Origin of the sequence: Arthrobacter sp. P2b, assembly GCF_900168295.1 — a bacterium.
Taxonomy (GTDB): domain Bacteria; phylum Actinomycetota; class Actinomycetes; order Actinomycetales; family Micrococcaceae; genus Arthrobacter.
Window position 1 is genome coordinate 137,705 of record NZ_FVZL01000008.1, and the last position, 26,021, is coordinate 163,725.

General features: G+C 65.4%; 21 protein-coding genes and 2 tRNA genes. 17 read left to right on the plus strand and 6 right to left on the minus strand.

Annotation, left to right across the window (positions count from 1 at the left end; genetic code table 11):
* Positions 1-122 precede the first annotated feature (122 nt).
* From B5520_RS14255 to bcp, 3 genes are all read right to left on the minus strand, one after another.
* The gene (locus B5520_RS14255; protein WP_079597724.1) at positions 123-797 is read right to left on the minus strand and encodes a fasciclin domain-containing protein; all 675 of its coding nucleotides are present in this window, start codon (positions 795-797) and stop codon (positions 123-125) included.
* Positions 798-1,064: 267 nt separating this feature from the next.
* Positions 1,065-1,146 (minus strand) — tRNA-Leu (locus tag B5520_RS14260).
* A gap of 97 nt (positions 1,147-1,243) precedes the next feature.
* Positions 1,244-1,717, minus strand: coding sequence for a thioredoxin-dependent thiol peroxidase (bcp, locus tag B5520_RS14265; RefSeq protein WP_079597725.1), 474 nt, complete (start codon positions 1,715-1,717; stop codon positions 1,244-1,246).
* 96 nt (positions 1,718-1,813) lie between these two features.
* Between bcp and B5520_RS14270 the strand changes: the two genes are divergently transcribed.
* Positions 1,814-2,269 carry a MarR family winged helix-turn-helix transcriptional regulator gene (locus B5520_RS14270; protein ID WP_079597727.1) on the plus strand — a complete coding sequence of 152 codons (456 nt, stop codon included), beginning with the start codon at positions 1,814-1,816 and terminating at the stop codon, positions 2,267-2,269.
* A gap of 141 nt (positions 2,270-2,410) precedes the next feature.
* Here the strand turns inward: B5520_RS14270 and B5520_RS14275 are convergent.
* Positions 2,411-2,486 (minus strand) — tRNA-Lys (locus tag B5520_RS14275).
* Between the two features lie 316 nt (positions 2,487-2,802).
* Complete coding sequence (locus B5520_RS14280; RefSeq protein ID WP_079597729.1) at positions 2,803-3,900, minus strand: sunset domain-containing protein; 1,098 nt, start codon at positions 3,898-3,900, stop codon at positions 2,803-2,805.
* Positions 3,901-4,222: 322 nt separating this feature from the next.
* Between B5520_RS14280 and ilvD the strand changes: the two genes are divergently transcribed.
* From ilvD to B5520_RS14340, 12 genes are all read left to right on the plus strand, one after another.
* Positions 4,223-5,941, plus strand: coding sequence for a dihydroxy-acid dehydratase (gene ilvD / locus B5520_RS14285; RefSeq protein WP_079597730.1), 1,719 nt, complete (start codon positions 4,223-4,225; stop codon positions 5,939-5,941).
* A 374-nt stretch (positions 5,942-6,315) separates the two neighbouring features.
* The gene (locus tag B5520_RS14290; protein ID WP_079597731.1) at positions 6,316-8,223 is read left to right on the plus strand and encodes an acetolactate synthase large subunit; all 1,908 of its coding nucleotides are present in this window, start codon (positions 6,316-6,318) and stop codon (positions 8,221-8,223) included.
* A gap of 2 nt (positions 8,224-8,225) precedes the next feature.
* Positions 8,226-8,738, plus strand: a complete 513-nt coding sequence (ilvN, locus tag B5520_RS14295; protein ID WP_079597732.1) for an acetolactate synthase small subunit — start codon at positions 8,226-8,228, stop codon at positions 8,736-8,738.
* Positions 8,739-8,821: 83 nt separating this feature from the next.
* Positions 8,822-9,847 (plus strand): ketol-acid reductoisomerase, encoded by a 1,026-nt coding sequence (gene ilvC / locus B5520_RS14300; protein WP_079597733.1) that lies wholly within the window; start codon positions 8,822-8,824, stop codon positions 9,845-9,847.
* 126 nt (positions 9,848-9,973) lie between these two features.
* Positions 9,974-11,563 carry a phosphoglycerate dehydrogenase gene (gene serA / locus B5520_RS14305; RefSeq protein WP_079597734.1) on the plus strand — a complete coding sequence of 530 codons (1,590 nt, stop codon included), beginning with the start codon at positions 9,974-9,976 and terminating at the stop codon, positions 11,561-11,563.
* A 214-nt stretch (positions 11,564-11,777) separates the two neighbouring features.
* Positions 11,778-14,573 carry an ABC transporter permease gene (locus tag B5520_RS14310; protein WP_079597735.1) on the plus strand — a complete coding sequence of 932 codons (2,796 nt, stop codon included), beginning with the start codon at positions 11,778-11,780 and terminating at the stop codon, positions 14,571-14,573.
* The gene (locus tag B5520_RS14315) at positions 14,570-15,325 is read left to right on the plus strand and encodes an ABC transporter ATP-binding protein (protein WP_079597736.1); all 756 of its coding nucleotides are present in this window, start codon (positions 14,570-14,572) and stop codon (positions 15,323-15,325) included. Before B5520_RS14310 ends, B5520_RS14315 begins: the two co-directional genes overlap by 4 nt.
* A 33-nt stretch (positions 15,326-15,358) precedes the next feature.
* Complete coding sequence (gene metG / locus B5520_RS14320; protein ID WP_079597737.1) at positions 15,359-16,918, plus strand: methionine--tRNA ligase; 1,560 nt, start codon at positions 15,359-15,361, stop codon at positions 16,916-16,918.
* 262 nt (positions 16,919-17,180) lie between these two features.
* Entirely contained in the window at positions 17,181-18,020 is an 840-nt protein-coding gene (locus B5520_RS22770; protein ID WP_176156869.1) for a hypothetical protein, read from the plus strand.
* A 124-nt stretch (positions 18,021-18,144) separates the two neighbouring features.
* Positions 18,145-18,885 carry a class F sortase gene (locus B5520_RS14330; RefSeq protein ID WP_079597762.1) on the plus strand — a complete coding sequence of 247 codons (741 nt, stop codon included), beginning with the start codon at positions 18,145-18,147 and terminating at the stop codon, positions 18,883-18,885.
* Between the two features lie 44 nt (positions 18,886-18,929).
* On the plus strand, positions 18,930-19,982 hold the full coding sequence (locus B5520_RS14335) for a 3-isopropylmalate dehydrogenase (RefSeq protein WP_079597764.1): 1,053 nt from the start codon (positions 18,930-18,932) through the stop codon (positions 19,980-19,982).
* 101 nt (positions 19,983-20,083) lie between these two features.
* Positions 20,084-21,196, plus strand: coding sequence for a branched-chain amino acid aminotransferase (locus tag B5520_RS14340; protein WP_079597739.1), 1,113 nt, complete (start codon positions 20,084-20,086; stop codon positions 21,194-21,196).
* Positions 21,197-21,296: 100 nt separating this feature from the next.
* On the opposite strand, the gene B5520_RS14345 is transcribed toward B5520_RS14340, so the two are convergent.
* Positions 21,297-21,890, minus strand: coding sequence for a hypothetical protein (locus B5520_RS14345; protein ID WP_079597740.1), 594 nt, complete (start codon positions 21,888-21,890; stop codon positions 21,297-21,299).
* Positions 21,891-22,011: 121 nt separating this feature from the next.
* On the opposite strand from B5520_RS14345, the gene B5520_RS14350 reads away from it, so the two are divergent.
* The 4 genes from B5520_RS14350 to B5520_RS14365 are packed head-to-tail and all read left to right on the plus strand — an operon-like array spanning position 22,012 to position 25,910.
* A complete protein-coding gene (locus B5520_RS14350; protein WP_176156870.1) occupies positions 22,012-22,827 on the plus strand; it encodes an MBL fold metallo-hydrolase in 816 nt (271 codons plus the stop codon).
* A gap of 5 nt (positions 22,828-22,832) precedes the next feature.
* The gene (locus tag B5520_RS14355) at positions 22,833-23,609 is read left to right on the plus strand and encodes a fumarylacetoacetate hydrolase family protein (protein WP_079597741.1); all 777 of its coding nucleotides are present in this window, start codon (positions 22,833-22,835) and stop codon (positions 23,607-23,609) included.
* A gap of 49 nt (positions 23,610-23,658) precedes the next feature.
* Positions 23,659-25,173, plus strand: a complete 1,515-nt coding sequence (gene gltX / locus B5520_RS14360) for a glutamate--tRNA ligase (protein WP_079597742.1) — start codon at positions 23,659-23,661, stop codon at positions 25,171-25,173.
* Positions 25,173-25,910: an HAD family hydrolase gene (locus B5520_RS14365; RefSeq protein WP_079597743.1), complete on the plus strand. Its 738-nt coding sequence runs from the start codon at positions 25,173-25,175 to the stop codon at positions 25,908-25,910. Before gltX ends, B5520_RS14365 begins: the two co-directional genes overlap by 1 nt.
* Positions 25,911-26,021 lie beyond the last annotated feature (111 nt).

Consider the following 26,021-nt stretch of genomic DNA (forward strand, 5'->3'; position numbering starts at 1 on the left):
CGCCGCTTGCGGGCCGCGGGACCCAGTCTAGTTGACCGGGTCCAGGCTCCCGGGGAGGCCGGTCAGCACTGAAGCCGTACCCGCTTGTGCGGGCACGGCTTCAGAAGGCGTGTTGCCGGGTGCTACTTGGGCATCAGCACCGAGTCGATCAGGTAAACGGTGGCGTTCTTGGTCTGGACGCCGCCGCAGATGACGCTGGCATCGTCGACCTTGAGTGCGTCGCCGCTGCCCGTAACCGTCACCGAACCACCCTGGACGGTTGCGTGCGTGCCGGCGATCTTGTCAGGAGTGATCTGGCCCGGAACAACGTGGTAGGTCAGGATCTTGCTCAGCAGGGCATCATCGGTCTTCAGGGTTTCGATGGTGGCTGCATCGATCTTGGCGAAGGCCTCATCCACCGGGGCGAAGACGGTGAACTCGCCGCCGTTGAGCGTGTCCACCAGGTCCACCTTGGGGTTCAGCTTGCCGGATACAGCGGCGGTGAGGGTGGTCAGGATCGGGTTGTTGGAGGCGGCAACGGCCACCGGGTCAAGGGCCATGCCCTCAACGGAACCGGCTCCCGTGGGGACCTGCTCGGCGTAGCCGGCGCAGCCGGGGCCAACCAGGTTGGCGGCCGGGTCCATGGCCGCGGCCGAGGAACTGGCCGACGGGGACGGGGCCATGCTGGAAGGTGCGGGGGACTCGGCCGGTGCCGAGGAGCTTGACGAGCCGGCGGATCCGCCACACGCGGTCAGGCTCAGCAGAGCTGCAGCTGCAACGCCTGCGACGGTGAAAGTTGTGCGCTTGATTGTCTGCATGTGAATTCTCCTTGGATTATGGCGTTATGCCTGCCGCGGACTGGTGTTCACGGCATTGTTCTTGTCTGGCTGGCGGGCACCTGCCCTTGGCTGGTGTCTCACTGGGTATTCGGCCGGTGCGCAGATACGGATGGGTGGAATCCAAGGAGTTTTTCGGAGGATTACGAATCCGGCCTTTTTCCGGGAACAGTTCCCGGGTTGCCCCGCAGGGCATAAACACAAAAAATCCCCCGGTAGTGAACCGGGGGATTCTTGTATTTCTTTGGGTGCGCAAGGGGGGACTTGAACCCCCACGCCCGAAGGCACAGGAACCTAAATCCTGCGTGTCTGCCAATTTCACCACTCGCGCCAGGCGTCCTGCCGGCGTCACACGAAAGGTACGACGGCGGATGCCAGTCTTTATTGTAGCGTTGCCCCGGCTCGACCGGAGCAGGCAACGCTGCCGGTCAGGCGTCCAGCTTCAAGTCGCGGCGCAGCTTGGCGACATGGCCGGTAGCCCGGACGTTGTACTGGGCGAGCACCACTTTGCCCTCCGGATCCACCACAATCGTTGACCGGATCAGGCCCTGGTAGGTCTTGCCGTAGTTCTTCTTCTCACCCCAGGCGCCATAGGCGTCCGCTACAGCATGGTTCTGGTCCGAGAGCAGGGGAAAGCTCAGTTCCTCACTGGCAGCAAACTTGGCCAGCTTTTCGACGGGGTCCGGCGAGATTCCCAGGACGTCGTACCCCGCGGACTGCAGTGAAGCGAGGCTGTCACGGAAGTCGCAGGCTTCCTTGGTGCAGCCAGGAGTGGAAGCGGCCGGGTAGAAGTAGACGATTGTATGGCGGCCTTCACCGGGGGACAGGGAAACGTCCTTGCCGGTTGAATCCTTCAATGTGAAACCGGGCGCTTCATCACCGGTAACGAGTCTGTCGGCCAATGTTTTTCTCCTTGTAGCAGGCGGGTCACAACAGCCTAGTAAGGGGGAGGAACCAGTGCTAATCGGCACTTGGCTATACTTGCTGCTATGCCTGATATGGATCACTGGCCCACGGGGCGCCTCTTGTCCACTGCTGCGCGCCTCGTCGAACACTCCTGGAACGAAAAACTTGGTGCCATCGGCCTGACCCACGCCGGGGTCATTGCCATCGAGGTGCTGAACGCGCAGGGCCCAATGACCCAGGCCCAGCTTGCCCAATATGTGCGCGTGCAGGCCCAGACAATGGGCAAGACCCTGAGCCGGCTGGAGTCCCACGGGCATATCGCCCGCGTGCGCAGCACGTCTGACCGCAGGAGCCACGTGGTGTCCCTGACCGAACGGGGCAAGGAGGCGGTCGCTGCCGCAGTGGAGATGGAGCGTTCCGTCCTGGCTTCGGCGTCCATTGATCCCGAAGTCCTTCGCCAGGAGCTCCAGGCAGTGGTCAGGGAGCTCGCAAGCCAGTTCGCCACCACGCCCGGCAACGCCGCCGCGCTCGTGGAAAATTCACCCTGACTACACTTCGCCGCCGGCCGGCGGGGCGTGACCGCAGTATGCAAACTGTGGTCACGCCTTTTTTGTTGTGCCGTTAGTTGGGGACACAAACAAAACAGCCCCCGGCTTGCGTTTCCGCAAAGCCGGAGGCTGTTTTCCCAGTGGTGCACCCCCCGGGACTTGAACCCGGAACCCATTGATTAAGAGTCAATTGCTCTGCCAATTGAGCTAGAGGTGCATCTTTTTGTTTCAATCATTCGGGGCTTTTCTTTCCCCGTTGATCTCCGCAACGACATGAAACTCTACACGAACTTTTGGTGCATGTGAAATCGGCCGGCCGTGCGGGTGGATGATCATCCCGGCAGCGGCAAAATCCGCGCAAAATCAAGGGTGTGGTTGCCTGCGGGAAGCCGGAAACCTCCTTCAGGAGTCAAGATCCCGGCCCTGATCCACCCCTGCGCAGGTGTGAAATGGGCCACAGGATTTACTGCTTCCTCCCCGCGTGGGGAGGAAGCAGGGTTAGGTTCGTCCTTGAGGCCGGGCCGGACCTGCTCCTAGAGGCGCCTGCGCCGTGGGGCACGGAAGCCTGCCGCTTCCGCGTGGGCGGCCGACTCAAACCAGACATCAGCCCTGGCTTGTTCATAGTCCGGGTGCCCCTCCTCGTAATAGACCATGGCGCCGGCATCGGCCTTGACGCCGTAATCTGCCGGCCCGCTGCCATCGGCACGCGCGGCGGCAGAGCCTGCCCCGTACGGTTCGTCAGCCGCCAGGTGGCCGGCAGCCTCCGGCGAGTGACCACGCGGGGCAGCCTCTTGTTCCGGCAGATGGTCCGCTCCGGTCTCCACGAGGGCAGAGGACTGGGTGCGGTCCTGCATTTCCGCCGCGGCGGCACCGGCCGGGATGGTGCCGCCGGAAACGCCCGCAGCCTCTGGCCGGTCTGCTGAACGTCCGACGGCGGAGGCTGCCGCGCCGTCGTCGTCCGCTTCTTCCACGGCAGCGGACTCGGCGCCGGGAAGCGTGGGGGCGTGCGGTTCGGTGTACTCGGCGTGATGGACCGGTGCTGCTTCCGGCTGCGTCCCCGTCTTCTCTGTGACCGACTGCATTGGCGGGGTTGGGTTGGTCCGGGCGGAGGGAGCGCCGCTGGCTTCGGACCACTGGGTTTCCCATTCGGCCTGGTCCTGGCGTCGGCGGTCGTCGCCGGGTCCCGCGGTCGCCGCACCAGCACCCGCATCCGCGGTCGCTGCGCCGGCTCCCGCAGTTGCCGCACCAGCACCCGCATCCGCGGGCGCTGCGCCGGCTCCAGCCGTGCCGGCGGGGGAGGCTGCGGAAGAACCTGAACCTGTGCGTTCAGGACGCGGTGCATCCACCGAAGCCGATGTTTCTGCCGACTCGTCCGCAGTGACGGGCGCAGCGGGCTCGGCCGGCCGGCCAAAGCCCGCGGCTGTGGGAATTCCCGTGGTGCCGGCGGCCTCGGCCGACGCCGCGGCGCTGCCGCCGGAAAGAGCACCATCAGTGCGGGTTCCCCCGTCGCTGCGGGCCACGTCCGCCTGGCCGGCGTCACCTCGGGCAGCGGGTGATTTCTTGGCGTTCAGCCTCCACCACACAACACCCACCAGTACAGCGAGCAGAATGATCAAGAAGACAGCTTCCATGGCAAGCCCTTCGGTCGGTCGGCAAGGTCCCTTGCCCCGACGCTACGTCGGGTCCACATCGCTGTCCAGCACTTTGACCGGCCCGGATGTTCCTCCGGGCGTCCCGCCGACGGCAACGTCCCGGGCAGCGAACCACGGCGGGATCCCGGGGCTGGAAAGCGGGCATCCCGGTGACCTGCGCCACACGAACTGCTCGGCCCGGCGGTGGGCATCTCATTATTCGAGATGACAGTCCACTATCTGATTGAAATAATCCTGATTTTGCGCTTAACCGGAGCTTCGCGGTCGTTGCTGCCGCGCGTGGAGCCATAGACTTTCCCCTATGAGTGACACCCAAATCGCAACCGAGAACAAGCCTGACATCAAACCCCGGAGCCGGGTCGTTACCGACGGAATCCACGCCGCACCGGCACGTGGCATGTTCCGGGCGGTCGGCATGGGGGATGACGACTTCGCAAAGCCCCAGGTGGGTGTCGCCAGCTCATGGAACGAAATCACCCCCTGCAACCTTTCGCTGAACCGGCTTGCGCAGGGCGCCAAGGAAGGCGTCCACGCCGGCGGCGGTTTCCCCATGCAGTTCGGCACCATCTCCGTCTCGGACGGCATCTCCATGGGCCATGAGGGCATGCACTTCTCACTGGTCTCCCGCGAAGTCATCGCAGACTCCGTGGAGACCGTCATGCAGGCCGAGCGCATCGACGGTTCGGTGCTGCTGGCAGGCTGTGACAAGTCCCTGCCCGGCATGCTCATGGCCGCCGCCCGCCTGGACCTGTCCAGCGTCTTCCTTTACGCCGGCTCCATCATGCCCGGCTGGGTCAAGCTTGAGGACGGCTCCGAAAAGGAAGTCACCCTCATTGACGCCTTCGAGGCCGTCGGGGCCTGCGCCGCGGGCAAGATGAGCATGGAAGACCTGACCCGCATCGAAAAGGCCATCTGCCCGGGTGAAGGCGCCTGCGGCGGCATGTACACGGCCAACACCATGGCCTGCATCGGCGAGGCTCTCGGCATGTCCCTGCCGGGCTCCGCCGCCCCGCCCTCGGCAGACCGCCGTCGTGATGAATTTGCCCGCAAGTCCGGCGAGGCCGTGGTTAACCTTCTCCGCCTGGGCATCACCGCCCGGGACATCATGACCAAGAAGGCGTTCGAGAACGCCATCGCCGTCACCATGGCCTTCGGCGGCTCCACCAACGCCGTCCTGCACCTGCTGGCCATTGCCCGCGAAGCAGAGGTGGAGCTGACCCTCGATGACTTCAACCGCATCGGCGACAAGATTCCGCACCTGGGCGACCTGAAGCCGTTCGGCCGCTACGTGATGACCGACGTGGACAAGATCGGCGGCGTGCCGGTGATCATGAAGGCACTGCTCGACGCCGGCCTGCTGCACGGTGACTGCCTCACCGTCACGGGCAAGACCGTGGCGGAGAACCTCGACGCCATCAACCCGCCGGACGTTGACGGCAAGATCCTGCGCGCGCTGGACAACCCGATCCACAAGACCGGCGGCATCACCATCCTGCACGGCACCATGGCCCCCGAAGGCGCAGTGGTGAAGAGCGCAGGCTTCGACGCCGACGTCTTCGAAGGCACCGCCCGCGTCTTCGAGCGCGAACAGGGTGCCCTGGACGCGCTGGACAACGGCCGGATCCACGCCGGCGATGTTGTGGTGATCCGCTACGAAGGACCCAAGGGCGGGCCGGGCATGCGTGAGATGCTTGCCATCACCGGCGCCATCAAGGGTGCGGGCCTCGGCAAGGACGTCCTGCTCCTCACCGACGGCCGGTTCTCCGGCGGCACCACGGGCCTCTGCATCGGCCACGTCGCGCCCGAAGCGGTGGACGGCGGCCCCATCGCGTTCGTCAAGGACGGCGACCGCATCCGCGTGGACATCGCAGCGCGCAGCTTCGACCTGCTGGTGGACGAGGCTGAACTCGAAGCCCGCAAGGTGGGCTGGGAGCCGCTGCCGGCCAGGTACACCAAGGGTGTGCTCGCCAAGTACGCCAAGCTGGTGCACAGCGCCAGTACCGGTGCCTATTGCGGCTGATGCCTGAGTGCCCCATGCCTCCGACGGCGACACGACTGCCGGAGGCGGCAGGGCTTAATAAGGGCTGATCCCGAGGCCCCGGGCGAACGGCGCTTGCGCCGGAGGTTCGGGGTAGGATCAGCACGTGGACAATGTTGTCCACATGGTGAGATCGGGTAGCGGCTCGTTGACACGTATCTCACCAGAGGGAAAACTGAACGCATGACTTTCGTTACCGCCGGCACCGTCGTCGTCCTTACCAAGCGCGTGGCACATTAGCCTCCTCCGGTAACGAACCGTCACGCGCAAACCCCTCGAAGAGCCGCTCAGGCTGAGGGGTTTTTTTATTTCCCGCTGTTTCCATGAACCACAGATGATCCACAAGGAAGAGTCCGATGAGCAAAGGATCGCCCATCAGCCCCTCGCTGATGGCTACCAAGTCCACTGGAGCCACCAAGGCTCCGGAACGCGCCGACCGTACGGCTGACCATGCCGCCGTCGTCGCCGACCTTGCTGCCGTCTCTCCTGTCCTTGGGCCGAACAACGTTGTACCCCCAACGGTGATGACCGGCTCGCAAGCTATTGTCCGCTCGCTCGAAGAACTCGGCGTCGACGATATTTTCGGTTTGCCTGGTGGCGCGATCCTGCCCACCTACGACCCCTTGATGGCCTCCACCATGAATCACGTGCTGGTCCGTCACGAACAGGGAGCCGGCCACGCCGCGCAAGGCTACGCCATGGTCACCGGACGGGTTGGCGTCTGCATCGCCACCTCGGGCCCGGGTGCCACCAACCTCGTTACCGCCATCATGGATGCCCACATGGACTCCGTGCCGCTGGTGGCCATCACCGGCCAGGTGTCCAGCGGGGTGATCGGCACCGATGCTTTCCAGGAAGCCGACATCGTGGGCATCACCATGCCCATCACCAAGCACTCCTTCCTGGTGACCGATCCCAACGACATTCCGCATGTCATGGCTGAAGCATTCCACCTGGCCTCCACCGGCCGTCCCGGTCCCGTCCTGGTGGACGTCGCCAAGGACGCCCAGGTGGGGCAGATGACCTTCTCCTGGCCGCCCAAAGTGGACCTGCCCGGCTACCGGCCCGTCACCCGCGGCCACAACAAGCAGGTCCGCGAGGCCGCGAAGCTCATCGCCGCGTCCACCAAGCCGGTCCTGTACGTCGGCGGCGGCGTGGTCAAGGCGCACGCCAGCGCCGAACTGCTGGCCCTCGCCGAAGCCACCGGTGCCCCCGTGGTGACCACTCTGATGGCGAAGGGCGTCTTCCCGGACTCGCACCCGCAGCACGTCGGCATGCCCGGTATGCATGGAAGCGTCTCCGCCGTTACCGCGCTGCAGCAGGCCGACCTCCTGATCACCCTCGGCGCCCGCTTCGATGACCGCGTGACGGGTGTGCTCAAGACCTTCGCGCCGATGGCCAAGGTCATCCACGCCGACATCGACCCCGCGGAAATCTCCAAGAACCGCACCGCCGACGTTCCCATCGTGGGATCGGTCAAGGAAATCATTCCGGAACTGACCGAGGCCGTCCGCACGCAGTTCGACGCATCCGGCACACCGGACCTCACCACCTGGTGGGCCTTCCTGAACAACCTCAAGGAAACCTATCCGCTGGGCTGGACTGAACCCGACGACGGGCTCAGCGCCCCGCAGCGGGTCATCGAACGCATCGGCGCCCTCACCGGCCCCGAAGGCGTGTACGTGGCAGGCGTGGGCCAGCACCAGATGTGGGCCGCGCAGTTCATCAAGTACGAGCGCCCGCACGCCTGGCTGAACTCCGGCGGCGCCGGGACGATGGGCTACGCCGTTCCGGCGGCCATGGGCGCCAAGGTGGGCGAACCGGACCGCGTGGTGTGGGCCATCGACGGCGACGGCTGCTTCCAGATGACCAACCAGGAACTGGCCACCTGCGCCATCAACAACATTCCCATCAAGGTTGCCGTCATCAACAACTCCTCGCTGGGCATGGTGCGCCAGTGGCAGACCCTGTTCTACGAGGGCCGCTACTCCAACACCGACCTCAACACCGGCCACGACACCGTCCGCATCCCGGACTTCGTCAAGCTGGGGGAGGCCTACGGCTGCGCCTCGTTCCGCTGCGAACGCGACGAGGACATCGACGCCACCATCCAGAAAGCCCTGGAGATCAACGACCGCCCCGTGGTCATCGACTTCGTGGTGAGCCCCAACTCCATGGTGTGGCCGATGGTGCCCGCCGGCGTGAGCAACGACCAGATCCAGGTTGCCCGCAACATGACCCCGGAATGGGAAGAAGAGGACTGACCATGAGCCGCCACACACTGTCCGTCCTGGTTGAAGATAAGCCCGGCGTCCTGACCCGCGTTGCGAGCCTCTTCGCCCGCCGCGCCTTCAACATCAACTCCCTGGCCGTCGGCCCCACCGAAGTCCCCGGCATCTCCCGGATGACCGTGGTGGTCGACGCCGACGGCGACCTGATCGAACAGGTCACCAAGCAGCTCAACAAACTGATCAACGTCATCAAGATCGTTGAGCTGACCCCCGAATCTTCCGTACAACGCGACCACATCCTGGTTAAAGTACGTGCGGATGCCGCAACACGCCTGCAGGTGACCCAGGCTGCAGACCTGTTCCGCGCCTCAGTGGTCGACGTCTCCACCGATTCCGTCGTCATTGAAGCAACCGGCCATCCCGAAAAGCTCACGGCACTGCTCTCAGTGCTGGAGCCCTTCGGCATCCGCGAAATCGTGCAGTCCGGCACCCTGGCCGTTGGACGGGGATCCCGCTCCATGAGTGACCGGGCGCTGCGCTCCGCCTAGGCGAATGCCCTGGCGGAACCACCGCCCGTAACCGCACCACCACACAACACCTATCTACACACCACTCAAGAGGAGTTACGCAAGTGACTGAAATGTTCTACGACGACGACGCCGACCTGTCGATTATCCAGGGCCGCAAGGTTGCCATCGTTGGCTACGGCTCACAGGGCCACGCCCACGCCCTCAACCTGCGCGATTCCGGCGTCGAGGTTGTCATCGCCCTCAAGGAGGGTTCGACGTCGACCGCCAAGGCCGAGGACGCAGGCTTCACGGTCAAGAACGTTGCCGACGCCGCCGAATGGGCCGACGTCATCATGATCCTGGCACCGGACCAGCACCAGCGCTCGATCTTCAATGACTCCATCAAGGACAAGCTGACCCCCGGCAAGGCACTGGCTTTCGCCCACGGCTTCAACATCCGCTTCGGCTACATCCAGGCACCGGAAGGCGTTGACGTCATCCTGGTGGCCCCGAAGGCTCCGGGCCACACCGTGCGCCGCGAATTCGAGGCCGGCCGCGGCATCCCCGACATCATCGCCGTCGAGCAGGATGCCTCCGGCGCCGCCTGGGACCTCGCCAAGTCCTACGCCAAGGCCATCGGCGGCACCCGCGCCGGCGTCATCAAGACCACCTTCACCGAAGAGACCGAAACCGACCTCTTCGGTGAGCAGTCTGTCCTCTGCGGCGGCGTGTCCCAGCTGGTCCAGTACGGCTTCGAGACCCTGACCGAAGCCGGCTACCAGCCGCAGATCGCCTACTTCGAGGTGCTGCACGAGCTCAAGCTCATCGTCGACCTCATGTGGGAAGGCGGCATCGCCAAGCAGCGCTGGAGCGTTTCCGACACCGCAGAGTACGGCGACTACGTCTCCGGCCCCCGCGTCATCACCCCCGAGGTGAAGGAAAACATGAAGGCCGTCCTGGCCGACATCCAGTCCGGTGCCTTCGCCAAGCGGTTCATCGAGGACCAGGACAACGGCGGCGTCGAGTTCAAGGAACTGCGTGCCAAGGCTGAGCAGCACCCCATCGAGGGTGTCGGCCGCGAGCTGCGCTCCCTGTTCTCCTGGCAGCAGCAGGACGTGGACTACGTTGAAGGCTCCGCAGCCCGCTAAGGCTGCCGGTTCCTTCCCCCCATAACGGGCAACGTGAGGCCGGGTTCACACTTAACAATGTGAGCCCGGCCTTTCCGTCGGCCTAGACTTGTTCCATCCCCAGGACTGCAACGCAGAGGATCAGCCGTGTCAAAACCCGTAGTACTGCTCGCCGAAGAACTTTCCCCCGCCACCGTCGAGGCCCTTGGCCCGGACTTTGAAATCCGCCAGACCGACGGCGCCGACCGGTCCCAGCTGCTCTCGGCGATCAGCGACGTTGACGCCATCCTGGTCCGCTCCGCGACCCAGGTCGATGCCGAGGCCATCGCGGCCGCCAAGAACCTCAAGGTCATCGCCCGCGCCGGCGTCGGACTGGACAACGTGGACATCAAGGCCGCCACCCAGGCCGGCGTCATGGTGGTTAACGCCCCCACGTCCAACATCGTCTCCGCCGCCGAACTCACCGTGGGCCACATCCTCAGCCTCGCCCGCCACATTCCGCAGGCCAGCGCCGCCCTCAAGGACGGCGAGTGGAAGCGCTCCAAGTACACCGGCATCGAACTGTTCGAGAAGAAGATCGGCATCATCGGCCTCGGCCGGATCGGCGCCCTGGTGGCAGCACGGCTCAAAGGCTTTGACACCAAGATCCTTGCGTACGATCCCTACATCACCTCCGCCCGCGCAGCGCAGCTCGGCGTGCAGCTGGTCACCCTGGACGAGCTCCTGGCCCAGTCCGACTTCATCACCATCCACATGCCCAAGACTCCGGAAACGGTGGGCATGCTCGGCGCCGATGCTTTCAAGAAGATGAAGAACACCGCCTACGTGGTCAACGTCGCCCGCGGCGGCCTCGTGGACGAAGAGGCTCTCTTCACGGCCCTGCAGGACGGTGAAATCGCCGGCGCCGGCGTCGACGTCTTCGCCAAGGAGCCCAGCACCGACCTGCCGTTCTTCAAGCTGGACAACGTTGTGGTGACCCCCCACCTCGGTGCCTCCACTGACGAAGCCCAGGAAAAGGCCGGCGTCTCCGTTGCCAAGTCCGTCCGCCTCGCCCTCGCCGGCGAACTGGTTCCGGACGCCGTCAACGTGGCCGGTGGCGTTATCGCCCCCGACGTCCGCCCGGGCATCCCGCTGATCGAAAAGCTGGGCCGCATCTTCACCGCGCTGACCCACGATTCCCTGACCCAGTTCGACGTGGAGGTAGCCGGCGAAATCTCGTCGCTCGACGTCAAGGTCCTGGAACTGGCAGCGCTGAAGGGCATCTTCGCCGACGTTGTGACCGAGCAGGTCTCCTACGTCAACGCCCCGGTCATCGCCGAACAGCGCGGCATCAACGTCCGCCTGATCACCACCCCCGAAACCGAGTCCTACCGGAACGTCCTGACCCTTCGCGGCGCCCTCAGCGACGGCAGCCAGATCTCCGTGGCCGGCACCCTGACCGGCCCCAAGCAGATCCAGAAACTGGTGGGCATCAACGGATTCGAAGTTGAAATCCCCATCAGTGAGCACCTGGTAGTGGTGGCCTACACCGACCGCCCCGGCGTCATTGGGACCATCGGCCACATCCTGGGCATGAACAACATCAACATCGCCGGCATGCAGGTGGCCCGCCACGACCAGGGCGGCCAGGTTCTGGCCCTGCTGACCATCGACAGCTCCGTGCCGCAGCAGGTCCTCGACGCCATCAAGGCCGGCATCGGCGCCGAGATGGTCCGGGAAGTGGACCTGGAGGACTAGCCCAGGATCCGGGAAACGCCGTACCAGCGGCTCCCCTCGGCGCGCCCCGGCGGGGCCACGTATGATTGGCCGGTCTGCTTACAATGGCTGGGTCCTGATTCAGGACCGGGCCGGCAGACCGGCCAATACCTTTTGCACATCCGTCCGTTAATCGCCCATGTCCGGCCCGGCCGGACACGTATGTGCGCACGCAATCCAGGTTTCAGGGAGTTCAATGAACGCCGTCCAGAGGTTCATCAGAAGCAAAGTGCTGCTGTTGACCGCGGCCATCTTGATCGCAGCCATGTGCTTGTCGGTCCTCGTCCAAAGCCAGTCACAGGCTGCACTCAACAGGACCGTGGATGAAAATTCCCGGGGACTCTACGACGTCCTGGTCCAGGCGAAAGCGCCCTCCGGTGCGCTGCTGCAGCCCGAAATCGCCAACGGCACCGGTGGCATCAGCTTTGAACAACTGGACTCGATACGGAAGCTGTCCGGCACGTCGGTTGCCGCCCCCATCAGCCTGGTCTCCCGCGTCACGCAGAACCTTGAGTCCCCGCGCCTGGACGCCATGGACTACCTCGGCTACAACGCCGGGCTGGCCGGAACCGCCACGGCGGACCAGGCGGCCGGCGCCACGGCTCCGGACAAGTGGCCCGCGGCCGAGTCCGTGCTGAGCGACGAAACCAAGAAGTACCGCCTCACCGCCAGCGCCGTGAGCTCCGACGGCGTCTCCGAACAAACGCTCTTTAAATCCACTGCCGAGGGAAGCCTTGGCAAGGCAAAGCTGGTCGAGGAAAAGGCCGCCGGCGGCAACAGCATCCGGATTGCCGCGCCCGAAGGTGAAACGGGCATCAAGTTCCCCGCGCCGGCCGGCGGCTCCGAGCACAACCTCTTCAACCTGTCCGTGTCCCTGCCGCTGGCCCCCGAGGTAACGGAATCCGTGGTGGCCGTGGACCCCGCCGCCGAGCGCGCCCTGCTGGGATCCTCCGGTGACTTCCTTGCCCCGCTGGAGAAGGCCCCGCCTGCCGACGCCCGCGACGCCGGAGCCATCGGACGCTACTTCGAAGGCCTCTTCACCAACGGCATCGGCCTCGACCAGCTCGAAGAAGGACCGGATTTCCTGGGCGTCAAGCTCAAGTACTGGGCACCCCTGATGACCCAGTACCAGCAGGCAAAGCGGACCGGCCAGCTGACCGCCGACTCCCAGGCCATTCCGCTGATTGTCCGCTCGGGCACCTCCCTGGACCTGAAGTACAACGTCAAGATCGAAGAGATCGACGACGCCGGCAAGGTGGTCAAGGACGTCGGAACCGTCTCCCGTTCCCTGGACAAGGATTACCTGCCGTTCGTCTCCAAGGACCCCTTCGTCCTGTCCTGGCCCGGCTCCACGGACCACTCCTCCCTCCTGGGCAGCACCGGCAACTTCAACCAGGGCCTTTACACCCCTGCCACCTGGAGCACCGACTTTGCCGCCGCCCCCAAATACACCGACGGCGAGGCCGCAGCCAACGGCGCCGTGGAAAAGACCGCGGTTCCCGGCGAATGGGTAACCATCAACCGGCTGCCTGAAAAGAGCGCCAACGGCACCCCCGTGGACCAGACCCAGCGCGAACCCGTGGATGAGCGTTCCTACCGGGAAAACCTGGCCACAGGGGAGCAGGTGGCAGCTCCGCTGGCCATGGTCTACGGAACCTTTGATCCCGCCGCTGTGGCGGAGGCCGCCGGCGACGTCAACAAGCTGCCCCTTGGCGGCTACGACCCCACCCCGTTCACCCTGGTCAAGGATGCCGAGGGCAAGGACGTGCCCGCCACCGAGCTGGAACCCTCCCTGAGCGCCACCGGCCTCGCCAGCCAGTCTGCCGGAGCCATCACCGACTACTACGGTCTGGCTGCCGCCCGCGGCTACACGGACAACGCCGACGTTATCGACGCCATCCGTGTCCGTGCCAAGGCGCCGGGCAGCTGGAAGGAAGCCCAGCCCGAGGTGGAAGAGCTCGCCAACGAAATCCGCGCCATGGGCCTCGAAGCCACCATCGTGGCCGGCTCCGCGCGTGAGGACGCCAGCATCTTCGTCCCCGGATACTCCAAGGACGACGCCGGCAAGGAATCTGCGCTGGGCACCGTCCAGCAGTCCTGGGTCCGGCAGAATGCGGCGGAGGCGGTCACCGGATCGCTGTCGGGAACCAACATCACCCTGCTCTTCCTGACCCTGTGCGGTGCCGCCCTGCTGACCGGCGCGTCAACAGTGAGCTACATCCGCAAGCGCCGAAGCGAAGCCGGTACCCTCCGGGCCATGGGCTGGACGCAGCGGCGGATCCGCAGCTGGGTGCTGGAGGAATTCGGCGTGGGAGCCGTGCTGCTGGCAGTGGCCGGCATCGTGCTCAGCCTGCTCAGCTGGAGCCTGGCCACGGCCCTGGTGTGCGTCGCCGTCCTGGTGCTCTACGCAGGTGCTGCCCTCTTCGCAGCCCAGCAGCTCCGCCACCGCGACGTCATCGACCAGGAGCCGCAGCACGACGAGCGGCTTATTCCGGTGGACTCGCCGCTGACTTTCGCCAACCGGCAGCTGGGCACCAACAAATTCAACACGCTGTCCCTGGCCGTCGCCGTGGGCGTGTTCGGTGCCGCTGTGGGCGGGCTGATCGCTCTGCTGATCGACATCCCCCGCGCGGCCGGTGCCAGCGCCCTGAGCGGGCTGGCCGCCGCCAGCGTCGCGCTGCCGAGCATCCTCCTCGCACTCGCCGGGGTTGTGGTGGGCCTGGTGTTGACACTGGTCACCGGCCGGTTTGAGCTCAACGCCAAGCGCCAGTACCTGGGCATCCTTGAGGCGATGGGATGGAACCCGGACATGCTCCGCCAGGTCCGGCTCTTCGAAAACGCGCTGGTAGGAACCGTGGCCCTGCCCCTGGGCGTGCTGGGCGCCCTGGGTATCGGCCTCCTGCTGGCACCCTATGCCGCATTGTGGGCAGGCGTCGCCGGCCTCGTGGCTGTACTTTGCTGGATACCGATTGCAACGAAAGTGGTCCAATGACAAACCCGACCAATGTCCAGCGGAGCCGCCGGGGCGGCTCCGGCGAGGTTCCCCTGCAGACCCGCGCCAACACCATCGTCAAGGAGGCCGACCACGCCACCCCGCTGGAGCTGAGCGACATCACCATCCGCTACGGCGGCGGCAAGGGCGGTGCTGAAGCCGTCAGCGTTGTGGAAGGCTTCGACCTCACCCTGCACGCCGGCGAGATGCACTGCGTCGCAGGCCGAAGCGGCTCCGGCAAGACCAGCATCCTGACCGTCGGCGCGGGACTCACGCTGCCGACGTCGGGACGCGTCTTCTGGGAAGGCGACTCCCTGGAAAGCATGGGCGACGACGAAATCGCCGACCGCCGTCGTGCGCTGATCGGATACGTGGACCAGGGCGGCGCCCTGATCGACGGTATGAGCGCCCTCGAAAACGTGCTCCTGCCGGCCGTTCCCGACGGGGAAGTGGACCAGCGGCGGGACATGGCCAAGGACCTGCTGGACCTGGTGGGCCTGGGCCGCCGGATGCGGCACCGCCCCGCTCAGCTGTCCGGCGGCGAACGCCAGCGCGTGGCCATCGCCCGGGCCCTGATCCTGGGCACCAGGGTCCTGGTGGTGGACGAGCCCACAGCAAGCCTTGACCGCGCGTCCGCCAATCGCATAATCAGTATCCTGAAAGACACCACGTCCGATGGAATCGCCGTCCTGGTGGCGTCGCACGACCACGAACTGGTCCGGCTCAGCGATTCCCTGACTGAACTGATCTAGCCCGCCCCTCCGCACCGAAGGTACCGTCCGCACGTGACTGCTTCAGAGAAAACGCCGTTCTACATCACCACGGCCATCACCTACCCCAACGGCGTGCCGCACATCGGCCACGCCTACGAGTACATCGCCACCGATGCCATGGCCCGCTTCAAGCGGCTGGACGGCTTTGACGTGATGTTCCTGACCGGCACGGACGAGCACGGCATGAAGATCGCGCAGACGGCCGAGAAGGAGGGCATCACGCCCAAGGAGCTGGTGGACCGCAACGCGGAGGTGTACAAAGCGGCGCATTCCGCCCTGGGCATCACGTACGACCGCTTCATCCGCACCACGGACGAGGACCACTACGCCGCGTCGCAGGCCATCTGGAAAAAAATGGAAGCCAAGGGCGACATCTACCTGTCGAAGTATGAGGGCTGGTACTCCGTCCGGGACGAGGCGTTCTACGGTGAGGATGACACCGTGGTCAAGGACGACGGCGTGCGCTACTCGAAAGAAACCGACACCGAGGTGACCTGGACGGCAGAGGAGAGCTACTTCTTCCGGCTCTCCGCCTACCAGGACCGGCTCCTGGCCCTCTACGAGGCGCAGCCGGAGTTCGGCGCACCCCAGTCCCGGTTCAACGAGGTGATCAGCTTCGTCCGCCGCGGGCTGGAGGACCTGTCCATCAGCCGCACCACATTCGACTGGGGCGTGCCCGTTCCCGGCAACGACAAACACGTCATGTACGTGTGGGTGGACGCGCTCACGAACTACCTCACGGGCGTTGGCTACCCGGACGTCGATTCGGAGAAGTTCCGGAAGTACTGGCCGGCCGACGTCCACGTCATCGGCAAGGACATCTCCCGGTTCCACGCCATCTACTGGCCTGCGTTCCTTATGAGCGCGGGCCTGGAATTGCCCAAGCGGGTCATGATCCACGGCTTCCTGCACAACAACGGCGTCAAGATGTCCAAGTCCCTCGGCAACGTGGTGGCTCCCGCGGATTTCGTGGCGCAGTATGGCCTGGACCAGGTGCGCTTCTTCTTCCTCCGGGAAGTTCCCTTCGGCGCTGACGGAAGCTACAACCACGAGGCCATCGTGGGCCGGATGAACTCCGACCTTGCCAACAACTTCGGCAACCTCGCGCAGCGTTCGCTGTCCATGGTGGCAAAGAACTGCGAGGGCCGCGTTCCCGTTCCCGGGACCTTCACCGCCGAGGACAACGCCATCCTGGCGCAGGCCAACGGCCTCCTCGAAACGGCCCGGGCTGCCTTCGAGAAGCAGGAATTCAGCCGCGCCCTGGAAGCCATCTGGACTGTCCTGGGCGATACCAATGCCTACTTTGCCGAGCAGGCGCCCTGGGTGCTGCGGAAGACCGACGTCGAACGCATGAACACCGTGCTGTACGTGACGCTTGAGGTACTCCGGATCGTGTCCATCCTGGCCCAGCCGGTGATGCCCACCGCGACGGCCGCCCTCCTGGACAGCCTGGGCCAGCCCGAAGGGGAAGCCCGCCAGTTTGCCGCCATCGGTACCCCGATCGTTGCCGGAACTGTTCTGCCTGCCCCGGCGCCGGTGTTCCCGAAGTACGAGGAGCCTGCGGAAGCCTAAGCATTATGCCCGGCTCCGGAACGTCCGGGCAGGTATCTATCCGGTCGCAGAGTAGCCCGGCGGTTCGAACACAGGTATTTCCTACTCGGGACTCTCCGCCCCGCCTTCCATAGCCTGAACGGGTTAGCAAACTGACAGTTCGCATCTGGGAGAACCGTCGCCCCGATGCTGTCTGTTTGCGTTGTGACCCGTCAGGTTGGGGCGGTCGTGTTCTCCCGTACGTCTTGCAGTTTGAAGCAGACTATGGACGGAGACGGAAAAAATGCAACGGATCCTAGCCGCACTCGGGGTCACAGGCCTCGCCCTTCTAGGCGCGTCAGCCACGGCCGTGGCCTCGCCACCGGAATCATCCGGCGGTGACGGGAAGATCACCATCTGTCACGCGACGGGCTCAGACACGAACCCCTACGTGTCAGTCACCATGAGCCTCAACGCACTCAAAGCCCACCTGGGCCACCAGCACAATGAGGACATCATTCCGGCCAACAGCATGCTGCCTGCAGGCCAGAACCTCCACAAGGTGGACTGGTGGAATGCCGGCTGCGCCAAGCCGGGCGGAACCCCGCATGAGGGCAACGACAAGAAAATCACCATCTGCCACGCGACGGGATCGGCGTCAAACCCCTACGTGGTCATCACCATCGCCCTGCAGGGCCTCAACGGCCACGCCGGTGACCACCACCAGCACACCGAGGACATCATCCCGCCGAACCATGGGAAGGTAATCCCCGCGGGGCAGAACTGGACTGACGACGGGAAAGCCACGTACAACAACGGGTGCGTTCCCACGAAAGCACCGCCCGTAGTTCCACCTGTTGTTCCGCCGGTGGTTCCACCTGCCGTAGTGCCGCCGGCGGTCGTACCTCCGGCCGGTGCCGTGGTTCCGGCCCCGGCCCCCGCCCCGGCAGGCGCTGTCGTCGGGGGCGGTGCAGTGACCGCGGTCAACGAGGGTTTCAACGTTCAGACCGCGGTGTCTGAGCCGGATCCGGGGATGGCTCCCTGGCTCGGAGGCGCGGCCGTCCTGCTGCTCGCCGGAGGTGCCATTGCAGCCCGGAAAACCCTGGCAGCTGGCGGCAGCCGCCATGGCGAAGCCCGCAGTTAGCACGCCGGCCGGTGCGCTGGCGGCAAGTGGCTGAATGATGCGCACGGCGCCGTGCCCCGAAAGTGGCACGGCGCCGTGTACCTTTTGCGCCTTTGATCGAATTGATTCGAAGCCCGAGGTGACCGTGAACGAACCCGGACCATCCACTGCACATCAAAAAGAAAGTCCTGCCGCCCCGAAACGGACCCGATGGGACGCACCGCGCCTTCGCTTTATCGCCGCCCTGGGCCTGCTCACCGCGCTGGGCTGCCTGATGTTCCTGTTGCTGCCCGCACTGTTGGGTATGGGAGGCGGCAGCGTCCAGTCTGGCGGCAGCCCGCCCGTGGCTTCCGCACCGCCGTCGTCGACGAATTACGGTACTGCCCCGGAATCCCCGGCAGCGCCGCTGACTCCCGACCTGCCGCCGGCCACTCCCGCCTGGCCGCCCGCGGCGCCTCCGCAACGGCTGGTTTACCCGTCTGCGGACATTGACGTGGTGGTTCATCCTCTCGATCCGAGCGCCGACGACAAGGAGCGCCAGACCATCATTCCGCCTCCCACCATGGACGGATACTGGCTAACGCCGTACGGGGCACCGGGAGCCGGCTCAACCAATACCACCTACGTGGTGGGCCACAGCTGGCAGGACCGTGAGGCGCCCTTCAACCGGCTCAGCAGCCGGGCGTCTGCCGGTGACCTCCTCACCGTAGCCACCGGTACCGGCGAACTCGGTTACCGTGTTGATTCGGTCACCACGTACGAAAAGTCAGGCCTGAAGGACAGCGCCATTTGGGACGTTGCTCCCAACAGGCTGGTTCTTATTTCCTGCTACACGGATGACCTGTGGGGAACCAACGTCGTCGTTGTGGCATCGCCCGTATATTGAGACAGCTTGACCAGCATATGGATGACTTGGCTACCCTGAAAAGCATGAGCGCATCCTCCATTGATCTGGCAGTTATTCCCGGCGACGGCATTGGCCCCGAAGTCATCGCCGAGGCAGTCAAAGTACTGGAAAAGGCTGTGGCCGCTGAGGGCGTTGAGCTCAAGCAGACGCACTACAAGCTCGGCGCCGAGCACTGGCTGGCCACGGGGGAGACGCTGCCGGACGAGGTCCTGGCCGACCTCCGGACCCGGGACGCCATCCTTTTCGGCGCAGTGGGCGCCGCTCCCGGCGACACGCGCATTCCCTCCGGCATTATTGAACGCGAGATGCTCCTGAAGCTCCGCTTCAGCCTGGACCACTACGTCAATTTGCGGCCGTCCCGGCTCTACGGAACAGTGGGCAGCCCGCTGGCCAACCCCGGCACCATCGACTTCATCGTGGTGCGCGAAGGAACCGAGGGCCCCTACGTGGGCAACGGCGGCACCCTGCGCGCCGGAACCCCGCACGAAGTTGCCACCGAAGTGTCCCTGAACACGGCACACGGCGTGGAGCGCGTGGTCCGCGATGCCTTCCGCCGCGCCAGCGCCCGGGAACGCAAGCACGTTACCCTGGTCCACAAGCACAACGTCCTGGTCTATGCCGGGCATCTCTGGAAGCGCACCGTCGAGGCCGTTGCCGAGGAGTTCCCCGAGGTGACGCACGACTACCTCCACGTGGATGCCGCCACCATCTTTATGGTCACGGATCCGTCCCGCTTCGACGTGATTGTCACGGACAACCTCTTCGGTGACATCCTCACCGACCTCGCCGCGGCCATCACCGGCGGCATCGGGCTGGCAGCGTCCGGCAACATCAACATGGACCGCACGGCGCCGTCCATGTTCGAACCCGTCCATGGCTCCGCCCCGGACATCGCCGGGCAGGGCAAAGCAGACCCCACCGCTGCAATCCTCTCGGCGGCCCTCCTGCTCGACCACCTTGGCTACGCCGGTGCTGCCCGGAAGATCGAAGCCGCGGTGGTTGCCGACGTCGAAAAGCGCGACGGCAGCCCCCGCAGCACCAGCGCCGTGGGCGATGCCATCGCCGCCGGACTCTAGCGCGCCGAGGCCTCCTGCATCGGGCGTAAGCTTGTCTCGAATCACCAAATGCCGCCCTGCCGTTCAGCGCTGAACCCGGGGCGGCCGATCGTGGAGGAACCATGACCCAGACTGCCCATGGCGTCGAATTCAGCCAGCAGCTTTCGGCCAAGCCGAAGTCTGCTGAAGAGCGTGCAGCCATCCTGGCGAAGCCGGGATTCGGCAACCACTTCACCGACCACACCGCCATCGTCGATTACAGCGTGGACGCGGACGGCAACGGCGGCTGGCACAATCCGCGCGTGGAGGCCTATGGACCCATCACCCTGGATCCGTCGGCTGCGGTGCTGCACTACGGGCAGGAGATTTTCGAGGGGCTCAAGGCCTACCGCCACGCCGACGGCTCCATCTGGAGCTTCCGTCCGGAAGCCAACGCCGCACGCCTGAACAAGTCAGCCCGGCGGCTGGCCCTGCCGGAACTGCCGGCAGAGTACTTCCTCGGAGCCATCCGCGAACTGGTGGCCGCTGACAAGGAATGGGTTCCCGCCGGCGACGGCGAAGCACTCTACCTCCGGCCCTTCATGATCGCCACGGAGGCCTTCCTGGGCGTCCGTGCAGCCCGTGAAGTGTCCTTTCGCGTGATCGCCTCGCCCGCCGGGAACTACTTTGGCGGCGAACTCAAGCCTGTCTCCATCTGGATCTCACGTGAATTTGCCCGTGCGGGCCGGGGCGGCACGGGCGACGCCAAGTGCGGGGGCAACTACGCAGCCTCGCTCATTGCCCAGCAGGAGGCTGAAGCCAACGGCTGCAAGCAGGTTCTGTTCCTGGACCACTTCAACGACGATGCTGTTGAAGAACTGGGCGGCATGAACGTGTTCTTCGTGATGAAGGACGGCTCGCTCGTCACGCCCGCCCTCACCGGCACCATCCTGGAAGGCATTACCCGGATGTCGGTCATCCAGGTGGCAAAGGACATGGGCCGTGAGGTTACCGAACGCAAGATCACCCTGGATGAGTGGCGCGACGGCGTCGCTTCCGGCGATATTGCCGAGGTCTTCGCGTGCGGCACCGCGGCCGTCATCACCCCCATCGGCGTCTTGAAGGACGCCACCGAGTTCATTGGCTCCGAGGACGCTACGGCGGGGGAGACCACCATGGCCATCCGCCAGCAGCTGCTGGGCATCCAGACCGGGGCGGTCCCGGACACCCACGGCTGGCTGACCCGCCTGGCATAGCCGGCGCTCAAGCCCCACAACAACGACGGCGCCTGCCGGGCTTCTGCCCGGCGGGCGCCGTTCGTTGTGTACGTACCACGGCGGGAGTCAGCCGTCCAGGTCAGCGGCGGGCGGCCTTCCTGGCGGCGTTCTTCAAGGCCTTGCGGGAAACAGGCTTCAGGGCCTTCCGTGCAGCTTCTTCTTCCAGCGCCCGGTTGCGGCGGGCGTCGATCATGTCGTTCCACAGCGTCGTCGCAAAGACGCCGCCGTCCTGGGCGTACACGTCGTAGGGGTAGCCGGTAAAAATGGGCGGCGTGGTAGTGCCGCCAGGCAAATCCTTGCCCTCTGCCTTGGCGACGGCGTCCGCGACAGCCCAGATCCGGGTCAGGTGGCGCGTGAGGTTCTCCTGGACAAACATGTTGGCGTCACTGGCCGCGGCGGCGCGCTTCAGGAGATCCTCCAGGTCGTCGGCCAGAACACGCGCTGCCGCTTCCTCCGCGGGTACCGAATCCGCAGGCAGGTCCCTGGCCGCTTTTTCCACCGCCTCACTCCAATCGGCGGTTTCGCGGAACTTCCGCCACGTGGGAAACCAGACGATGCCACCCGTTGCATGGTTGTGGATGTGCAGGAGCCCGCTGTTCTTCTCCGTCGCGGCATGGTCGTGGCCGGCGGAATCGGCTGCGGCGAGGAGGTCTGCAAGTGTTGTGGTGCTCATGGTGTGTGGTTCCGGCTTCCTGGGAGAGAGCGAGGGGATTCACTGGTGGTCAACCGAGGCACCCGGCTGTTCTATTCCGGACGCGGGGCGGCGGTGGTCCGGCGCCGGATGCAAAGATGTGATGGTGACTTCAGCTTCCGGCCCCATCCTGCAGCGCAGCTCTGCCCTGACGCGGTACATTCTGGCCCCGAACCCCGGGCCCATGAGCCTCGAGGGAACCAACTCCTACGTCGTGCGGGCCGCCGGGTATCCCGGCGCCGTCGTGGTGGACCCCGGCCCGCTGGACGAGGCCCACCTCCAAGCACTTGCCGATGCCGGCCCGGTGGAACTGATCCTCATCACCCACCGCCACGCTGACCATACTGCCGGATCGGCCCGCCTGCACGAACTGACCGGCGCCCCGGTCCGTGCCGCCGATCCCGTGCATTGCCAGGGCGGTGGAGAACCCCTGCACGGCGGGGTGGTCCACGCCGCCGGGCTGGAGATCAACGTGCTGCCCACTCCCGGCCATACGTCGGATTCGCTGTCCTTCCATCTTCCCGACGACGGCCCCCACGGTTCCGTGCTGACCGGCGACACCATCCTGGGCAGGGGCACCACCATGCTGGACTTCCCGGACGGCACACTGGGGGACTACCTCACCACGCTGGACAGGCTTGAGGCGTTGGGTCCGGCCACCGTCCTCCCGGCGCACGGACCTGTGCTGCCCTCCGTGGAGTCCATTGCGCGGGATTACCGCCTGCACCGGCAGGAGCGGCTCGGCCAGGTCCGCGCGGCGCTGGCACAACTCGGCCGGGACGCCACCGTGGGTGAGGTGGCTGACGCCGTCTATTCCGACGTCGGCCCTTCCGTCCGGCGGGCAGCCGAAATGTCCGTTGCCGCACAGCTGCACTACCTGCGCGCTGAAGGAAGCGGCCAGGCCGGGACGGTAGGGTAGGGACCATGCGTATTGCCAGGTTTGTTGTCGATTCTGATCCCCTGTACGGCGTTGTGGAAGGCGAAACGGGCAGTGAGGAAATCACTGTCATCCACGGAGACCCCTTCTTCAACGGCGTGGAGCGCACGTCCGTCCGGCACAAGCTGGAGGACGTCCGGTTGCTGGCGCCCATCATCCCGCGCAGCAAGGTCATCGGCGTGGGCCGCAACTTCGTGGAGCACGCCCATGAGCTTGGCAATGAAGTGCCCGCCCAGCCGCTCCTCTTCCTGAAGCCCAACACCGCCGTCGTTGGCCCCAACGATCCCGTTGTCCTGCCGGAGTTCTCCGAGGAAGTCTCGTTCGAGGCGGAACTGTGCGTGGTGATCGGCCGGATCTGCAAGGACGTCCCGGAAGACCGGGTGGACGACGTCATTTTCGGGTACACCTGCGGCAACGACCTCACCGCCAGGGACGTTCAGAAGAGCGACCTGCAGTGGACGCGTGCCAAGGGCTTTGACACCTCCGCGCCGCTGGGTCCATGGATCGAGACCGACCTGGACACCGAGGATCTCCAGATCCAGGGCCGGCTCAACGGCGAACTGCGCCAGGACGGCAGCACCAGCCAGATGATCCGCGGGGTCCGCGAACTCGTGTCCGTCGTCTCGCAGGCCTTCACGCTGCTGCCCGGCGACGTCATCATGACCGGCACCCCGGCCGGGGTCGGACTGGTTAACGCCGGCGACCGCTTTGAGGTGGAAATCGAAGGAATCGGCCGGTTGTCCAACCCCATAGTCCGCCGCTGACCCAGGCCCGCCAAGGGCCCTGGCGGCAGGCGGTAAAGTTGAAGCCACTATGACTACTGCTTCTGCGTCGCCTGCTGCCTCCCTGCCCTCCGTTCCTGCCGAAACACCGGTACGGGTCCGTTTCTGCCCCTCGCCCACCGGAACCCCGCACGTCGGGCTGATCCGCACGGCGCTGTTTAACTGGGCCCATGCCAAGCACACGAAGGGCACCTTCGTGTTCCGCATTGAGGACACGGACGCGGCACGCGACTCGGAGGAAAGCTACCAGCAGCTGCTCGAAGCACTGAAGTGGCTGGGCATCACGTGGGAAGAAGGCGTGGAAGTCGGCGGTCCGCACGAGCCGTACCGGCAGTCCCAGCGCCTGGACCTCTACAAGGACGTCGTGGCCAAGCTGATCGAGGCCGGCTACGCCTACGAGTGCTACTCGTCCCCGGAGGAGGTCGAGGCACGCCACCGCGCAGCGGGCCGCGACCCCAAGCTCGGCTACGACAACTTTGACCGTGAGCTGACCGAGGAACAAATAGCGGCCTTCAAATCCGAAGGCCGCGAGCCCGTGCTGCGGGTCCGGATGCCGGATGAGGACGTCACCTTCACAGACCTGGTCCGCGGCGAGATCACCTTCAAGGCCGGCAGCATCCCGGATTACGTCATTGTGCGCGCTGACGGATCCCCCCTGTACACGTTGGTCAATCCTGTCGACGATGCACTCATGGGCATCACGCACGTGCTGCGCGGTGAGGACCTGCTCTCCTCCACGCCGCGCCAGGTTGTCCTCATCCGCGCCCTGATGGAACTTGGCGTGGCCAGCTACATGCCGGAATTTGGCCACCTGCCGTACGTTATGGGCGAAGGCAACAAGAAGCTGTCCAAGCGGGATCCCCAGTCCAACCTGTTCCTGCTGCGGGACCGCGGCTTCATTCCCGAAGGCCTCCTGAACTACCTATCCCTGCTGGGCTGGAGCCTGTCTGCCGACGAAGACATCTTCACGGTGGACCAGCTGATCGAGAACTTCGACGTGCACGACGTCCTGGCCAACCCGGCGCGCTTTGACATCAAGAAGGCAGAAGCCATCAACGGGACCCACATCAGGATGCTTGCGCCGGAGGATTTCCGGGACCGGCTGGTGCCCTATCTGCAGGCGGCCGGCTACCTGGGGGAGCAGCCGACCGCGCGGCAGGAAGAGATCCTCACCGAAGCCGCACCGCTGATCCAGGAGCGCATCTCGCTCCTGGGCGAGGCGCCGGACATGCTCGGATTCCTGTTCAAGAACGATGACGCCATCGACATCGCGGACGACGCCCGCAAGGGACTGCCGGAAAACCTGGCCGAAGTCCTCGACGCGGCCATCACGGCGCTCGAGCCCGTTGACGAGTGGACCCCGGACAACATCCAGACGGCCCTGAAACAGGCGCTTGTGGAAGACCTCGGCATCAAGCCGCGCCTCGCCTTCGGCCCCGTCCGCACAGCGGTTTCGGGGCGGCGGATCTCGCCGCCGCTGTTTGAATCCATGGTGATCCTGGGCAAGGAATCCTCCCTGCGCCGGCTCCGGACCTTCCGCGGCTGATGACTGCTCCCAGCAAGGCACGCAGCGGTGTCCTGGAAACGCCCTTCGGGCCCGTCCGGGGCGTCCTTTTCGACATCGACGACACCCTGGTGGACCTCGAATATTCGATGACGACTGCCTTGCGGGAAGTCAGCGAACACCTCCTGCCCGGCCTGGACCAGGCCGGGTGGGAGCGGTTTGGCCGCATCTTCACCCACGAGACCACGCACTACTACGACCAATACCTGGCCGGTGACCTGACGTTCAACGAGCAGCGCCTCCTCCGCGGCCGGGCCGCATTGGGGCACTTTGGCGTGGACCTGGGGGAGGGTGAGGAATCGCACCGGTGGCTCAGCGCCTACATGGAGAAGCAGCCCTCCTACGTCAAACCCTTCCCGGACGTGCTGCCGCTGCTCGATGTCCTGGACCGCGCGGGTATTCCCTACGGCGCGGTCAGCAACAATGTCCACGATTACCAGCGGGCCAAACTCGACAGCGCCGGGCTGGAGCGCGTCTCGCGGCTGGTGGGCACGGACACCCTGGGAGTGGCCAAACCCAACCCGGCCATTTACCTCGAAGGCGTCCGGCTGCTGGGCACCCCTGCCGCCGAAACCCTCTACGTCGGCGATAACCGGCTGCTTGATGCGGAAGGCTCGACGGCGGCCGGCTTGCTTGGCGTCTGGCTGAACCGGACGGGGGAGCCGGGGCAGGGGTTCGACGGCGGCATGGTTGCCTCGCTGGACCAGCTGGTCAGCTAAGTCACACAGTTCCGATCCTGTTGCCTCATTGCAATACCTCCGGGAAGACTAATACGTTGCCTCAAATGAAAACCTCCGCTTCTGCGTGATCGTTGCCTCGTTGCAGAGGCT

Excerpts from the sequence above, each read along its gene's own strand:
- B5520_RS14255 (WP_079597724.1), bottom strand. The coding sequence starts at position 797 with ATGCAGACAATCAAGCGCACAACTTTCACCGTCGCAGGCGTTGCAGCT.
- B5520_RS14270 (WP_079597727.1), top strand. The coding sequence starts at position 1,814 with ATGGATCACTGGCCCACGGGGCGCCTCTTGTCCACTGCTGCGCGCCTC.
- B5520_RS14280 (WP_079597729.1), bottom strand. The coding sequence starts at position 3,900 with ATGGAAGCTGTCTTCTTGATCATTCTGCTCGCTGTACTGGTGGGTGTT.
- ilvD (WP_079597730.1), top strand. The coding sequence starts at position 4,223 with ATGAGTGACACCCAAATCGCAACCGAGAACAAGCCTGACATCAAACCC.
- B5520_RS14290 (WP_079597731.1), top strand. The coding sequence starts at position 6,316 with ATGAGCAAAGGATCGCCCATCAGCCCCTCGCTGATGGCTACCAAGTCC.
- ilvN (WP_079597732.1), top strand. The coding sequence starts at position 8,226 with ATGAGCCGCCACACACTGTCCGTCCTGGTTGAAGATAAGCCCGGCGTC.
- B5520_RS14310 (WP_079597735.1), top strand. The coding sequence starts at position 11,778 with ATGAACGCCGTCCAGAGGTTCATCAGAAGCAAAGTGCTGCTGTTGACC.
- B5520_RS14315 (WP_079597736.1), top strand. The coding sequence starts at position 14,570 with ATGACAAACCCGACCAATGTCCAGCGGAGCCGCCGGGGCGGCTCCGGC.
- B5520_RS22770 (WP_176156869.1), top strand. The coding sequence starts at position 17,181 with ATGCAACGGATCCTAGCCGCACTCGGGGTCACAGGCCTCGCCCTTCTA.
- B5520_RS14335 (WP_079597764.1), top strand. The coding sequence starts at position 18,930 with ATGAGCGCATCCTCCATTGATCTGGCAGTTATTCCCGGCGACGGCATT.
- B5520_RS14340 (WP_079597739.1), top strand. The coding sequence starts at position 20,084 with ATGACCCAGACTGCCCATGGCGTCGAATTCAGCCAGCAGCTTTCGGCC.
- B5520_RS14345 (WP_079597740.1), bottom strand. The coding sequence starts at position 21,890 with ATGAGCACCACAACACTTGCAGACCTCCTCGCCGCAGCCGATTCCGCC.
- B5520_RS14350 (WP_176156870.1), top strand. The coding sequence starts at position 22,012 with ATGGTGACTTCAGCTTCCGGCCCCATCCTGCAGCGCAGCTCTGCCCTG.
- B5520_RS14355 (WP_079597741.1), top strand. The coding sequence starts at position 22,833 with ATGCGTATTGCCAGGTTTGTTGTCGATTCTGATCCCCTGTACGGCGTT.
- gltX (WP_079597742.1), top strand. The coding sequence starts at position 23,659 with ATGACTACTGCTTCTGCGTCGCCTGCTGCCTCCCTGCCCTCCGTTCCT.
- B5520_RS14365 (WP_079597743.1), top strand. The coding sequence starts at position 25,173 with ATGACTGCTCCCAGCAAGGCACGCAGCGGTGTCCTGGAAACGCCCTTC.